This is a genomic window from Flavobacterium sp., assembly GCF_027483985.1.
Lineage (GTDB): Bacteria > Bacteroidota > Bacteroidia > Flavobacteriales > Flavobacteriaceae > Flavobacterium.
This window is the reverse complement of sequence record NZ_JAIXTJ010000020.1, coordinates 157804-172910: the sequence shown is the minus strand read 5'-3', so window position 1 is coordinate 172910 and position 15107 is coordinate 157804. Positions and strand designations below refer to the sequence as shown.

General features: G+C 32.3%; 15 protein-coding genes. 6 read left to right on the top strand and 9 right to left on the bottom strand.

What is annotated here, in order from left to right:
* Window positions 1–7: 7 nt before the first annotated feature.
* The 3 genes from Q0050_RS04705 to Q0050_RS04695 form a co-directional block, all read right to left on the bottom strand.
* Window positions 8–688: a DUF6089 family protein gene (locus tag Q0050_RS04705; protein WP_298392853.1), complete on the bottom strand. Its 681-nt coding sequence runs from the start codon at window positions 686–688 to the stop codon at window positions 8–10.
* 167 nt (window positions 689–855) lie between these two features.
* On the bottom strand, window positions 856–1740 hold the full coding sequence (locus tag Q0050_RS04700; protein ID WP_298392852.1) for an NAD kinase: 885 nt from the start codon (window positions 1738–1740) through the stop codon (window positions 856–858).
* Window positions 1741–1801: 61 nt separating this feature from the next.
* On the bottom strand, window positions 1802–2461 hold the full coding sequence (locus Q0050_RS04695; RefSeq protein ID WP_298392851.1) for a CBS domain-containing protein: 660 nt from the start codon (window positions 2459–2461) through the stop codon (window positions 1802–1804).
* 165 nt (window positions 2462–2626) lie between these two features.
* Between Q0050_RS04695 and Q0050_RS04690 the strand changes: the two genes are divergently transcribed.
* The 6 genes from Q0050_RS04690 to clpX all read left to right on the top strand — a co-directional run bounded on the left by Q0050_RS04690 (window position 2627) and on the right by clpX (window position 8237).
* A complete protein-coding gene (locus tag Q0050_RS04690) occupies window positions 2627–3343 on the top strand; it encodes a pyridoxine 5'-phosphate synthase (protein ID WP_298392850.1) in 717 nt (238 codons plus the stop codon).
* Between the two features lies 1 nt (window position 3344).
* Complete coding sequence (locus Q0050_RS04685; RefSeq protein ID WP_298392849.1) at window positions 3345–4106, top strand: alpha/beta fold hydrolase; 762 nt, start codon at window positions 3345–3347, stop codon at window positions 4104–4106.
* 25 nt (window positions 4107–4131) lie between these two features.
* Complete coding sequence (locus Q0050_RS04680) at window positions 4132–4479, top strand: phage holin family protein (protein ID WP_298392848.1); 348 nt, start codon at window positions 4132–4134, stop codon at window positions 4477–4479.
* An 85-nt stretch (window positions 4480–4564) separates the two neighbouring features.
* Window positions 4565–5893 (top strand): trigger factor, encoded by a 1329-nt coding sequence (gene tig, locus Q0050_RS04675; protein WP_298392847.1) that lies wholly within the window; start codon window positions 4565–4567, stop codon window positions 5891–5893.
* A gap of 384 nt (window positions 5894–6277) precedes the next feature.
* Window positions 6278–6934, top strand: a complete 657-nt coding sequence (gene clpP, locus Q0050_RS04670) for an ATP-dependent Clp endopeptidase proteolytic subunit ClpP (protein WP_298392846.1) — start codon at window positions 6278–6280, stop codon at window positions 6932–6934.
* A 70-nt stretch (window positions 6935–7004) separates the two neighbouring features.
* Entirely contained in the window at window positions 7005–8237 is a 1233-nt protein-coding gene (gene clpX / locus Q0050_RS04665) for an ATP-dependent Clp protease ATP-binding subunit ClpX (protein WP_298392845.1), read from the top strand.
* A gap of 128 nt (window positions 8238–8365) precedes the next feature.
* On the opposite strand, the gene Q0050_RS04660 is transcribed toward clpX, so the two are convergent.
* The 6 genes from Q0050_RS04660 to Q0050_RS04635 all read right to left on the bottom strand — a co-directional run bounded on the left by Q0050_RS04660 (window position 8366) and on the right by Q0050_RS04635 (window position 15074).
* A complete protein-coding gene (locus Q0050_RS04660; protein WP_298392844.1) occupies window positions 8366–8899 on the bottom strand; it encodes a DUF6252 family protein in 534 nt (177 codons plus the stop codon).
* A 226-nt stretch (window positions 8900–9125) separates the two neighbouring features.
* Entirely contained in the window at window positions 9126–11318 is a 2193-nt protein-coding gene (locus Q0050_RS04655; RefSeq protein ID WP_298392843.1) for an outer membrane beta-barrel family protein, read from the bottom strand.
* A 108-nt stretch (window positions 11319–11426) separates the two neighbouring features.
* Window positions 11427–12308 carry an EamA family transporter gene (locus Q0050_RS04650; protein ID WP_298392842.1) on the bottom strand — a complete coding sequence of 294 codons (882 nt, stop codon included), beginning with the start codon at window positions 12306–12308 and terminating at the stop codon, window positions 11427–11429.
* Between the two features lie 429 nt (window positions 12309–12737).
* Window positions 12738–12980, bottom strand: a complete 243-nt coding sequence (locus Q0050_RS04645) for a hypothetical protein (RefSeq protein ID WP_298392841.1) — start codon at window positions 12978–12980, stop codon at window positions 12738–12740.
* A gap of 36 nt (window positions 12981–13016) precedes the next feature.
* Window positions 13017–14555 carry a GH3 auxin-responsive promoter family protein gene (locus Q0050_RS04640; RefSeq protein ID WP_298392840.1) on the bottom strand — a complete coding sequence of 513 codons (1539 nt, stop codon included), beginning with the start codon at window positions 14553–14555 and terminating at the stop codon, window positions 13017–13019.
* A 105-nt stretch (window positions 14556–14660) separates the two neighbouring features.
* Window positions 14661–15074 (bottom strand): hypothetical protein, encoded by a 414-nt coding sequence (locus Q0050_RS04635; protein WP_298392839.1) that lies wholly within the window; start codon window positions 15072–15074, stop codon window positions 14661–14663.
* Between the last annotated feature and the right edge of the window lie 33 nt (window positions 15075–15107).

Here is a 15107-nt window from a genome sequence, read left to right as displayed (position 1 = left end):
AATATTATTAATCTGCACAATAGCATGGTTTTTCACCAAAGGTATACGTTAAAGTAAACCCTGAAAAAACATACCAATCTTTACTATTTATATTTCCAAATTTTAACGATTCTAGTTTTTCATTTTTAGGAAAACTACCGTCCAAATTGTCAGTCATTGTATATCTTGCTCCAACTTCTAGTCCTAAAATTAAATTAGGTAACACATTAGATTTTACTCCTAATACAATAGGAATGGCAAGTACGCTACTGTTTTTATCTTCTTTTGAAACACCATTAATGGTATATAATTCATTATAGTTGGTGTAACTTAAACCTGAATATACATAAGGTGTCACTTTTCTCTCAAAATCGTGAAGATTAAAATCAAAAAAATTAAACTCCAAGCCCAAAGATAATTCTTTGATGTTGTTTTCAAAATCATATCCTCTTTTAAATCTTCCAGACACTTCATAATCTAAATCATTGCCAGTAATTTTAGCCTGAGTATAAGATATTCTCCAAGAATGTCTCGGACTTTTATTCCATTTATATAAAAGGCCATAGGCCAATTCATTAGGGTTTACATAAGCGGTATTTCCAATATCACCTATATAGTTGCTACCACCAAGAAAAACTCCAACTTCGTGAATTTGAGCATTTAATTTTGTGAAACCAAACAATAAAATTATTAAAAAAAATCTTTTCATTAATCGAAAAATAGCGTGCAAATATAATAATTCTAGCCACTAATAAAACATCATATTAGTATTTATAATAAATTAAAATTGACACAGTTAATGTTTAAAATAAAATTCGTTTAAAACGAACTGTTAATTAACGAAAAAAAGTGGGCTGTAGTATTTTAAAAAAGGTATTAATTTCGTTTGTCTTCGCCCCAAAGTAGTTTGTTTCTTAAGGTTTTCAAGAAGGTTTCATCAGGTATTTCTACCATATTGATTTTGAAAGGTGTTTTTCGAATTGTTAAAACTGAATTGTTATTTAAGGTAGCTATGCGCGAATCTAGTGAAACTAAATATTGTTCTTCACGTCCGGATACTCGCAATTTAATTTCGGTTTCATCTGGAATTACCAAAGGTCGAGCATTCAAATTATGTGGAGCAATTGGTGTAATTACCAATCCTTTTACATCGGGCGTTAAAACTGGTCCGCCACAACTTAAAGAATATCCGGTTGAACCTGTTGGTGTGGAAATAATCAAACCGTCTGCCCAATAAGAATTTAAATATTCATCGTTCAATGAGGTTTCAATAGTAATCATCGAAGTAGTGTCTTTTCTACTAACGGTCACTTCATTCATCGCAAAATTGAGTTCGTTTACTTGCTCATTTTCTGGTGAACATTCTAAACTCAATAAGGTTCTTTCTGATAAGGTGTATTTTTTTTCTAAAACTATTTGTAAAAAGGTTTCAATATTTTCTTTTTGAACTTTGGCTAAAAATCCAAGTCGTCCTGCATTTATGCCTAAAATTGGAATGCCTGTATCTCGCACAAAAGTTGCAGCACGCAAAATCGTTCCGTCACCACCAATACTGATTAATATGTCAAAACTAGAATCTAAACATTGATACGAAGTAAAAGTTTTATATTCTTTCTTTAAAATTTCTTGTTCATATAAAATTTTCAGAAATTTTTCTTCAATAAACAACTCCACCTTATTATTGTTAAGAAATACAAATATATCTCTTATTATTGGTCGAGTGTCATTTTGATAATATTGTCCGAAGATGGCAACTTTCATAAAATTTTAGATTTTAGATTTCTATATCGGTGTGCTATTTTTAATGTCTTAAAATCTGATTTTATATATTTAAATACTTATCCAAATAATCAGAACGTTCTCTTAAACTATTTAAATAATTATCTTCGTGATGCTCTGAAATAATCTCATAATTGTATCTTCTAAAAGTTTGAATAATATCATTCATACTTCCAAGGGCAATTTTAATGGTGATCTGCACACTTTCAACATCAGCTTCGGAAATAAATAATCCTAATAATTTGCCATTATTACTTTCTACAATTTGCGTAACCTGACTCATCGAATAGTCAAGTATGCTTTTTTTGATTACGATGATACCACCTTGTTCTTTTAAAAAAGGGGTTTCGTGAAAAAATTTAACAATATCTTCCAATTCATAATATCCTAAATACGAATTATCATCGTCTAAAACCGGAACAACATTAGTATGGTTTTTAGCAAAAACTTCTAAAACATCCAACCATATCATATTTTTTCTAGCAAAAAAGCCTTCAAGTGTATAGCGGTAATCTGTTACTTTTTTGTCAGAATCAAACGTTTCAATATCGTCAGAAGCAATGCACCCTATATAAACACCTTCGTTTAAAACTGAAAAATGTGAAAAAGGAACATCAATAAAAAAATCTTGTACATCAGCAATAGTGTCTTGGCTATCAAGAGCTTTATAATCGTTGGTGATGTAATCGTTAATTTCAGTCATAGCAAGGATTCAATATTTGTTGCAAAATAATCAAATTTTAGAACATAAAACCTTATTTTAACTTTGTATTTTTGTACAAAATTATTAGTAGCCAAAGTTGGAAAGATTTTTTCATTTTCTTTTTAAGCTGATAATTTGTTAATCGCTTGCTAAAAAACAAAAAAGATGAGTACTAAATTAAGTGTAAATATCAATAAAATCGCAACCTTGAGGAATGCGCGTGGCGGAAACGTTCCAAACCTATTGCAAGTTGCAAAAGACATTCAAAAATTTGGAGCGCAAGGTATCACTATTCATCCACGTCCGGACGAACGTCACATTCGCTATCAAGATTCGAGAGATTTGAGACCAGTTGTATATACTGAATTTAATATTGAAGGAAATCCGCAACACAATTTTATTGATTTGGTTTTAGAATGTAAACCTGAGCAAGTAACCTTAGTGCCCGATGCTATTGGTGCCATTACCTCTTCAGCAGGTTGGGATACGATTAAAAATAAGGCATATTTGACTGAAGTGATTACTGAATTTAAAAGAAATGGTATTCGTACTTCTATTTTTGTAGATCCAATTTTAAGAATGGTAGAAGGTGCAAAAGCAACTGGAACCGACAGAATTGAATTATATACCGAAGAATTTGCTCATCAATACAGTTTAGGAAATGAAAACGGAATTGACGCTTATACCGATGCAGCCATCTTAGCCAATGCTATAGGCTTAGGAATAAATGCGGGTCACGATTTGAGTTTGGATAACATTAAATTTTTCAAAGATAATATTCCAGGTTTGTTGGAAGTTTCTATCGGACACGCTCTAATTTCTGAAGCACTTTATTTAGGATTGGATAATGTGGTAAATATGTATTTGCAAAAATTGAAGTAAAATGTTATACTCAAGAATAGAAGGAACAGGGAAACCACTCTTAATCATTCACGGATTTTTAGGAATGTCAGACAATTGGAAATCTTTTGGAGCTTTGTATGCAGCAGAAGGTTTTCAATTACATACTTTAGATTTAAGAAATCACGGCAAAAGTTTTCATTCTGATGAGTTTTCTTATGACAGTATGGCAAATGACGTTTTAGAGTATTGCAAAGAACACGCGCTTGAAAAAGTTGCTATCATCGGTCATTCAATGGGCGGAAAAGTGGCAATGCTTTTTGCAACGACTTATCCAGAAAAGGTCGAAAAACTAGTTGTGGCCGATATTGGTCCAAAATACTATGCGCCACATCATCAAGATATTTTAGCCGGATTGAATGCGGTAGATTTTTCAACAAAACCAAGCCGAACCGATGTAGAGGAAACACTTTATCCGTTTATTCCTGATTTTGGAACACGCCAATTTTTAATGAAAAACTTGTACTGGAAAGAGCCAGGACAACTCGATTTCAGATTCAATTTAAAAGTATTTAACGAAAAAACGGAGGTCATCGGAACGGCATTGTCGGAAAATGCCCATTTTGACAATCCCACATTGTTCATTCGTGGCGGCAATTCAAAATATATTTTAGATACAGATTTGCCCAAAATAAAAACACACTTTCCTAATTTTGAAATTGTAACGATGCCTAATGTTGGCCATTGGTTGCATGCAGAGAATCCAAAATTGTTTTTTGAAGAAACGGCACGTTTTTTGAAATAAAGAGCTAATTAAAAATCAATAAAAAATGAAATTACTTTTAAGAATAGTAGTAACGGCTTTACTCGTTATGGTGATCTCCTATTTCATGAAAGGAGTAGTGGTCGATCAATTTACAACAGCCTTGATTGTAGCTGTTGTACTCGGACTTTTAAACTTCTTTGTGAAACCTATTTTGGTGCTTTTTACCTTGCCAGTTACTGTTTTTACACTAGGCTTGTTTTTACTAGTTATAAACGCAATTATTATATTGTTGTGTGATCATTTTGTAGACGGATTTGATGTTGATGGATTTTGGCCAGCGCTAATTTTTAGTATCATTTTATCGCTTTCACAATCATTGGTTTATCAACTTTCGGGTGAAGGAAAAAAATAGTTAAAATCAATAAAATAAAATTGGTTGGGTTGTAGAAATGTTATAATTTTGCAACCCAATTTTAGTATGTATAAAACACGAAGAAATGAATATTACAAGAAATAATGTAGATGCACTAAATGCTGTTGTAACCGTTGAAGTTTCAAAAGCTGATTATGCTCCAAAAGTAGAAAAAGTTTTAGCTGATTACCGCAAAAATGCAGCCATTCCAGGTTTCAGAAAAGGAGCAGTTCCAATGAGCTTAATCCAAAAACAATACGGTAAAGCCATTTTATTAGAAGAAGTTAATAAAGTTTTACAAGAAAACTTAAACAAATACATCCAACAAGAAAAATTAGACATTCTTGGAAATCCACTTCCAATAGTTACCGATAATTTTAATTGGGATGCTGAAGATTTTAAATTTGATTTCGAACTAGGTTTAGCACCAACTTTTACTGTTGATTTAGCAGCTAAAAACGATGTAGTTCAATATAAAATTATTGCAGACGAAACCATGTTGAATGCTCAAGTAGCAAGAATTCAAAAACAATACGGAAAAATTATTTCTGCAACTGTGGTTGAAGAAGGAAATGATGTTTCAGGTGTTTTTACCAATGAAGAAAAAGGCATCAATAACAGAACAACTCTTGATATGGAATTGTTTGCTGATGCAAAAACAGCTAAATTGTTCTTAGGCAAAAAAGTCGGTGATGTAGTTACTCTTAAAACTAAAGGATTGTTCAACGACGACCATAAATTAATGGATGTTTTGGCCATCGGTCACGATGATGTTCACGGTTTAGATATCGAGGTAACTTTTACTATTGATGAAGTGGTAGCAAGCGAGCCAGCAGAATTAAACCAAGAATTATTTGATAAATTATTCGGACCTGGTGTTGTAAATTCTCTAGAAGAATTGAAAGCTAAAATCAAAGAAGATGCTGAACAACAATTTGAGCAACAATCTAATCAAAAGTTCTTGAACGATGTAACGGAATCATTGATTGCCAACACAAAATTTGATTTGCCAGCAGCGTTCTTAAAAAGATGGATTCAATCAGCAGGTGAAAATCCTTTAACTGCTGAACAAGCGGAAGAAGAATATGCAAAATCTGAAAACGGATTGCGTTACCAATTAATCGAAGGTAAAGTAATGGCAGAAAATAATCTTCAAATTACGTTTGAAGAATTAAAAGATTTTACTTCTGGTTTAATCAAAAAACAAATGGCACAGTTCGGACAAATGAATCCAACAGATGAAGATGTTCAAGGAATTGTTGCAAGAGTTATGGGCAACCAAGACGAAGTAAAACGCCTTTCAGAACAAGTAATGAGCGAAAAAATGCTTAACTTGTATAAAGATAAAGTAAAAGCAAAAACTAAAGAAGTTAACTTCGATGAGTTCATCAAAGCAATGTATGGTGAAATGTAATTAGGTTAAGATATTTTTATTATATTTGAGCGTCAAAGTCAATTGATTTTGGCGCTTTTTATTCTGAACTCGTTTCAGAATCTTTTGAAGCTAATCCAGCTATTCGTTCCAATCTTTTTTGCAAAAATCTTTTTTCTAAGCCAAAAAAGAAGCTTCTATGGTCGCTCTTTTTTGCCAAGAAAAAATAGATTTTTCACAAAAAAGGATTTCCACTACTATCTGGGCTAGGGCAACAGTCATTAATTTGGAGTTAAAAGATAAAATGCAACAGACAGTTTGTCACATAAAATAAAAGGTATGACCTTTGCAGTACATAATAAATTATAAGTTAAGTTCAACAACTTTAAACTTTTAAACATATAAACTTTTAAACTATATTTTAAAATGAACTACGGAAAAGAATTTAAAAAGTTTGCTACCAAACATCACGGAGTAAATAGTTTGTATTATGATAAACTAACAGCTAGTTTAACTCCATATATCATTGAAGAGCGTCAGTTAAATATCTCACAATTAGATGTTTTCTCCCGTTTAATGATGGATAGAATCATCTTTATGGGCACAGGAGTTGATGATTATATGGCGAACATCATTCAAGCACAATTATTGTTTTTAGAATCAGTAGATGCTTCTAAAGACATTCAAATCTACATCAATTCTCCAGGCGGAAGCGTTTACGCTGGTTTGGGAATTTATGACACTATGCAATACATCAAACCAGATGTAGCTACAATCTGTACAGGAATGGCAGCTTCAATGGGTGCTGTTTTGCTTTGTGCTGGTGCAGCAGGAAAACGTTCGGCTTTACCACACTCAAGAGTAATGATTCACCAACCATCAGGTGGAGCACAAGGTGTTGCAACCGATATGGAAATCAACTTGAAAGAAATGTTGAAATTAAAAAATGAATTGTATGAAATAATCTCACACCATTCAGGACAAACATTTGATAAAGTACACAAAGATTCTGAACGCGATTATTGGATGATTGCCGACGAAGCAAAAGAATACGGAATGATTGATGAAGTTTTAAGAAGATAAATATAAGTAATTAGTGATTAGTAAATAGTGAAGAGCTACTTACTAATCACTTTTCACTAATCACTAAATAATGGCAAAAGAAAAATTAGAATGTTCCTTCTGCGGAAGAAAAAAACCGGAAACCAATTTACTAATTGCCGGCATTGACGCACACATCTGCGACCGCTGTATTGAACAAGCACACGGAATTATTTTAGAAGAACTAAAAACCAATTCCAATGCAAAAATGGCTACCGATTTAGTTTTGCGCAAGCCAAAAGAAATCAGAGCATTTCTTGACGAATATGTAATTGGTCAAGAGCAAACCAAAAAAGTAATGTCAGTAGCGGTTTACAATCACTACAAAAGATTAATGCAACAAAGCGCAAATGATGATGTTGAAATTGAAAAGTCAAACATCATTATGGTTGGACAAACTGGAACTGGAAAAACATTAGTAGCAAAAACTATTGCTCGTATGCTTGACGTTCCATTGGCTATTGTTGATGCAACGGTTTTAACTGAAGCTGGTTATGTTGGAGAAGATGTAGAAAGTATTTTAACACGTTTACTTCAAGCAGCCGATTATGATGTAACTAAAGCAGAAAGAGGCATAGTTTTCATCGACGAAATTGATAAAATTGCACGTAAAAGCGATAATCCATCGATAACTCGTGATGTTTCTGGTGAAGGTGTGCAACAAGCCTTATTGAAATTATTAGAAGGAACTGTGGTTAATGTTCCACCAAAAGGCGGAAGAAAACATCCAGATCAAAAATTTGTTGAGGTAAATACTCAAAATATATTGTTCATCGCAGGTGGAGCTTTTGACGGAATTGAAAGAATCATTTCAAAACGTTTAAACAGAACCGCAGTTGGATATTCAACTTCAAGAAATGTTGACAATATCGATAAGGATAATTTATTGCAATACATCATCCCAAAAGACATCAAAGATTTTGGATTGATCCCAGAAATTATTGGACGTTTGCCGGTGTTAACTCATATGGATCCTTTAGATAAAGAAACGTTGCGTTCTATTCTAACCGAACCAAAAAATGCGTTAATCAAGCAATACGAAAAGCTGTTTGAAATGGACGATGTGAAATTCACCATTACCAACGAAGCTTTAGATTATATTGTAGAAAAAGCATTAGAATACAAATTAGGTGCGCGTGGATTGCGTTCGTTATGCGAAGCAATCTTAACCGATGCGATGTACGAATTGCCAAGTTCTGATGACAAATCTTTAGAAATTGATAAAGAGTATGCCGAACATACTTTGAATAAAAATTTATTGAAACGATTGGAAATTGCATCGTAATTTTTAATTCTAATACAACCAAAAAACCCGATTTTGAAATTTCAGAATCGGGTTTTTATTTATGTTTTTTTTCTGTTAAATCATCAAAAGACTATCAGTTTAATTTCTATTTCATGCCATTTTTGCTATTAGTTTGTGTATTGCATATCAAATCGACCTTCCCTTATTTTCACAACTTCATTAGTTAAAGGATGAAGAACATCAAACCAAAACGTTCCTGACACGATTTTATTAACTTGGTCTAATTTTGTAATTGTTAATTCACCGGTATAAATTTGTGAGGTATCGTTGTATAAAGTATTTAAATAAAAACGGCCTCTAGCATTACCATCTTGCTGCTCTTTTAATTGATAGGTGTTATTTTCAAAAATTTGTAAATTAATTGTTCCTAATGAAACACTTAATAAATTATTATTACTATCTCTTTTATTTCCTTGAAGAGCAAAATAATAACCTCCATTAACATATTGGTATACGCAGTCTAATGGGTTTGGTCCGCCACCTGGTTTAAATGCAACACCATCTAAAAGACAACCAAAAGTGTTGGCTCCAACTTGTGTAGCTGGTGGTAGTTTATCAATTTCTGCCTTGGGTTGGTCATCATCTTTGTTGCAGCAGCTAAAGATGAAAGTTGTTAGAAGTAATAATATCAATTTTTTCATAGTATATGTTTTTAAATATAAAGTTATATTAAAAAGAGAACCTAATTATAAGTTATTTATTATCATATTATTAAGTTATGCAATGTTCAACAAATTTAAGCAAAAAAATTTCTCAACAACTAGGTATAAATACCTGTTTTTTCATTTAAACAAAAAATGCCCCAAAAAGTGATTTACCTTTTGGAGCATTTTTATAATCGATTTTTATTTATAACTAATCTATGAATTACTTCACTAAACCACCACCACTTTGTACTTTTTCAACTTGAATATCGGTGTTTTCTTTTTCTAATTTTAAGTTTCCAAATTTATAAGTTAACGAAATTCTAAAAACCCTAGAGTCATTTTTCTCCTTAAAATTAGTTTCTAAGTTGGTGGAAGAAACCAAGGCATTAACCTCATTTTGATTGAATAAATCGAAAGCGTGAATTCCTAATTTTAATTTCTTATTCAAGAAATCTTTGTTCAACGAAATGTCAAATTGTTGAATTGGTTTTGTGATTTTATAAATCTGCCAAGTACCGCCTTCAGGCAAAATAAAATAGGTCATACTGCTTTTTATATCCCAAGGCAACAAAATCTGGGCTTGCGCAGCATAATTCCAAACAGGTTTCGATTCAAAAGAGAAATTGTATCCTTCCGTTAAGTTTTTGATGTAATTGATGTTCAAAAAGATATAATTCATTTTGTCAATATTGTTCATTCTATTTTTGAATTCCTCTTTTCCTTTAAAGAAGTAATCCAACGGAATTGGGAAGTTGGCAAAAACACTCATCGTTTTAAATTTGTCAAACTGTTGAAACGTTTGTGTACTTACCAATTGTCCAGGTTCGGTATTCAAAATAAACAAATTCTCATCTTTAGCCACCGAATAATTAGCACCCAATTGAATAAAATCCATTGCTGAAATCTTGAATTCATAATTGTCATAAAAGGTAGGATTCAACAATAAGTTTCCTGATGACGCATTGTATTGATCAAAACTAGAACCATTTGGATCTAAAGCGCTGTAATTAGGCTGTGATATTTTTCGGGAATAAGAAGCGCTTACATTGACACTTGGAGCAACTTCATACAAAGCACTAACATTCGGGAAAATGTTGCGGTTACTGAAGTCTAAGTCGGTTCTCGTATTGTCAACAAGTCCAGAACGATCTACATTAAAATCTTCATAACGAAGTCCTAAAGTAAAATTGAACTTTTTAATCTTTTTTCGAGCTTCGGCATAAAAAGCCAAATTGGTTTCTTTATAATCAAAGTCAATGATATCAGTGATTGGCGTATTCAAATTATAGCTTCCGGTGTTGTTGACTTTGATGGTGTTGAATTTTCCTCCAGTATTAATAGAAAGTTTTAGTTTCTCAAACGGAATGGCAAAATCATATTTCAAATAATAATTTAACAAACCAAAGTCACTCGAAAAATTATTATAACTAGATGTCACGCCGTCAAAAGCATTAGATTTAGAATCAGGATTTCTATTAAATGAATTAGAAAAAGCAGTAATGTCAAGCGTTCTTCCGATAGTGTCTAATTTGGTTTTGTATTGCAAACTTAATTCGTGGTTGTTAGATTTTGTTTTAGTTACACCATCATTTAAGTATTCTGTAATGTCACTTCCTGTTGTTTTGGCATCAAAAACATCTCTATCATTGCTATAAGTAGAATTATAATTAAAAAGTAAATTCGATTTTTTACTTAATTTATAGTTGGTTCCAATGCGCATATAGAAATTTCTATTGGTAGTAAGCGTCAATCGTCGTTGGTCGAGATATTTATCTGGATTAAAAGAGGTAAAAGTTTGTCCGTTTTTAGAAAGCTGTTCTCTATCAATATAATTATAACCAATCATCGTTTGCCAACTCAAGTTTTTTTCCTTACCATTCAATAAGATTTGCGGACTAGGTTTTTGATATTTATTGAAATTATAATTAATGTTAAAACTCGCGTTAACACCTTTCAATCGTTTAGAACTAGTTACTAAATTAATAACCGAACCACTGGCATTGGCATCAAATGCTGCTCCAGGGTTATAAATCAATTCGACTTTTTCAATGGCATTGGCCGGAAGTGACGACAGATAATTTTCTAAATCTGTTCCGCTGAGTGTGCTTGGTGAACCGTCTATGTAGATAGCTACACCTTTGCCATTTAACGATAATCCACCAGTTGGTGAAGCAATAACGCCTGGAAGTTTTTTTACGGCTTCATAGGCTGTTCCGGTACTCAACATAGCGTTGTCTTTAATAGAAACGGTGGTTTTATCGGATTCTACTTTGATAAGTTGTTTTTTAGTGGCAACTTTTACTTCGTCAAGAACTTCTACTTTTTTCTTGAGCGTGTCTTTTGGTGTTGCAGTTTCTTGCGCCACAACAGCATTAGCCATTAAAACGGCTAAGGTAAGTACTAATGATTTCATTCGTTGATTGATTTTTTATCCGAAGCCATTCAAAAAATTTGGAACAACCACGGATGATGATTTCTTAATAAGACTTTTATCATCAACAAATGTTACAGAAAAACTAAATTATTTGGCCTTTTTATAATTTACAATAATGACACCACCAATAATTAGTGACGCTGCAAGAATAATTCGTGGCGTAATGGTTTCGTCTAAGATTAGCCAACCCAAAAACAATGCAACAACCACATTTACATATGACAAAACAGACACTTTGGTAGAAGACATTTGAGTAATCAAATAACTATAAGCAACATAGCCAACAACCGAACCAAAAATCGCTAAGTATATCATTGCAAGTACACTGCGCAAACTCCAATTTTCAGAAGAGATTGTTGGAGTAATAATAAATTGAATGGCTGTTAAAATGATTCCAGCGATGATCATTTGTACACTAACATTCATCAGCATCGTTAAAGAATTGGAACTTCCTTTTTTGGTGATAATGGTTCCGATAGCCCACATTAAAACGGCTATTAAAATGGCAAAAACGCCTTGTCGGTATTCTGGATTCAATAAATCGGCTAGACTGTTTTTATAGATTAAGAAAATACCAAACATTCCAAGCAAAATGCCAAGGGAAGTTTTAATCGAAAGTTTTTCGTTGCCCAAAATCAAATTCAAAATCAGGACAAAAAAAGGCGACAATGTAGATATTAAGGAAGCCAAACCGCTAGTAATGTATTTTTCAGAATAAGTGGTCAATCCGTTGGCTAGCACAATCATCATGATAGACAAAATAAATACTCTTAAGAATTGCCTCGGATTTACGGGTTCCAATTTTCGTTGAAATAACAAATAAAAGAAAATCAAAAAACCCGAAATTAGATTGCGAATACCGGCAAGAAGAAAAGGAGGAATGGTTTCAATACCAATTCGAATTCCTAAAAAAGTAGTACCCCAAAAAAAGGCAACACAAAATAAAGCTAAGTAAAGTTTTGTTTTCAAAAAAAGATTTGGGAATTACGAATTGCGGTGCAAAGGTACTGAACTTTCTTTTTTTATCGAAGTTTGCACACAACGTTTTCCATAACATTTCATTCTTTTCGGTCCACAAGAAAGTATGGATATCGCTAGAAGGAAAAGTAGGGCAGTTTTTTTCATTAATACAAATGATCAGATTTGTTGAATAACAAGGTTATAATTTCTACTCTTTGATTTTCAATTCTATAAATTAAAGAGATGTGTTTGTTTACCATACATTTATGGTAATTCATAATTTTGGACTGCGGACAGATTTGATTGTTTTTGAAATGTTATCTACTAAAGTATTGATTTCTTTTTCAAATTTCTCAACAACTTTAATGTTCCATTTCGTAAAAAGTTGTTCAATAATGTAGAGGTAATAATCTTTCGCTAAAGCGGACCAAATAACGTTCATTTAGGAGAGTTTCTTAAATCAGATATTCTTTTGCTTGCTAAACTCATCACTTCTTCGTGGGAATCAATTTGACCATTTTCAATATCTTGAATTCCTTTTTGTATTAAATTTTTTTCATTTTGAGAAAGGTTTTCATACCAATCTTCTTGATCTACAATGGAAACAAAATCCATACTGTTCAACAGCTCTAAAAAAAAGGAGTATTTATTGTCTTTGATATTTATGGTAACTTGTTTCATAGGTATAAATTTTATTTATCAGAGCAAACATATATATTACAAATGTATAGAATTTTTCACACTCGTCTGCATCCCAATCAATTGCTCCAGGTAATCACGTTCGTTAGACAATCTCGGAATTTTGTGTTGTCCACCCAATTTGTCTTGCTCTTTTAACCAATCATAAAATAGATTTTCACGAGCAACATTGACTTTCAATGGGTTTAAAGTCATATTGTTATAGCGTTTGGCTTCATAATCGGAGTTGACGGTTTGTAACGTTTCGTCCAATACTTTTTGAAATTGCGCCATATCTTCCGGATGCTTTTTAAATTCAATCATCCATTCATGTGCGCCTTTTTCTTTTCCTTTCATAAAAACAGGAGCAACGGTATAATCTTTGACTTCACAATTCAATATCGAACTTGTTTTAGCAATCGCAGTATCCGTATTTTCAACCATTAATTCTTCGCCAAAAACATTAATATGATGTTTCGTTCTTCCTGAAACTCTAATTCGGTATGGTTTTAAGGAAGTAAATCGAACCGTGTCTCCAATCATATAACGCCATAATCCTGAATTAGTTGTGATTACAATAGCATAATTTTTAAACAATTCAACATCGGCTAAACGAACAAGGCGTTGGTTTGGCGTTCCAAAAGTATCCATCGGAATGAATTCATAGAAAATTCCATAATCCAACATTAACAATAAATCGTTAGAGTAATTCAAATCCTGAATCGCAAAAAATCCTTCAGAAGCATTGTAAATCTCATAAAATTTAAAATCACTATTCGGAATGATCTTTTGGTATTGCTCACGATAAGGTTCAAAATTTACGCCGCCGTGAAAATACACTTCCAAATTAGGCCACAATTCCATCAAATTAGAATTGTTGGTTTCGGTTAAAATTCGATTCAATAATACCAGCATCCATGACGGAACGCCAGCAAAACTGGTTACATTCTCAGTTTTGGTTTCGTTAATAATAGCGGTTAATTTGGTTTCCCATTCACTCATTAACGAAACTTTATTGCTTGGTGTGCTACTGAATTCAGCCCACATTGGCATATTTTCTATCAATATTGCCGATAAATCACCAAACGAAGTATTGTTGTTTTCATAAATCTGCGAACTGCCGCCAAGACGTAAACTTTTTCCAAGGAACATATCTGAGTTTTCGTTATTATTCAGATACATACACAACAAATCTTTGCTGCCTTTGTAGTGGCAATCTTCCAAAGCTTCATTACTTACCGGAATAAATTTACTTTTAGCATTGGTCGTTCCACTTGATTTGGCAAACCATTTTATTGACGTATTCCAAAAGACATTTTGTGCGCCTTTTCGAGTGAGTTCAATCATAGGTTCCAATTCTTCGTAGGTAGAAACCGGAACTCTTTCGGTAAACGTTTTGTAACTTCTTATTGAATCAAACTCATATTTTTTTCCAATAACGGTTTCTTCACAATTGCGAATTAAATTCATTAGCAATTCATCTTGAACTTCATTAGGATATTTTAGAAACAACTCAATCTGATGAATGCGTTGCTTCAAAACCCAAGACGCGATAGAATTAATTATTGGAAAAGGCATTTTTTTTGGTTGTGATATTTTAAAAATAAATACTATTTGATTTAACCATTAAGGCAGTAAGGTTTATTAAGATTGCTTCTGTAACCATTTAAGCAATTAAAAAAACTATTTTTGATTCACAGTTTGAACTAGTTTTCCAGCTAAAATTGGTTCTTTTTCGTTTTCTGTACCAATCGTGAATTTATATTCGTTTTTGTTGTTTTTAAAGATATTAAATGTTGGTCTGTAATCTTTTAATAGGTTTTGTTCAAATGTATTTGGCGATACTGATTCCGTATATCCTTTTACTACAAAAGAATTCTCATCCAACCATTCCATTTCGAATGTTTCTAATTTGTCAGCTTTCTTGATTACGAATTGGTTGTTTTGAACAGTAAATTCAAAATCATTCAATTCCATTTTTTTGTATTTTTCATCTAAAACAGCAACATAAGTACCATCGGGAAGAAGATTAATTTTTGATTTAATCGTAAAAGAAGTCAATAGTATAAAACAAATTACAATAAAGAAATTTTTCATAATCAGATTGGTTTAATGTTAGACAACATCTAT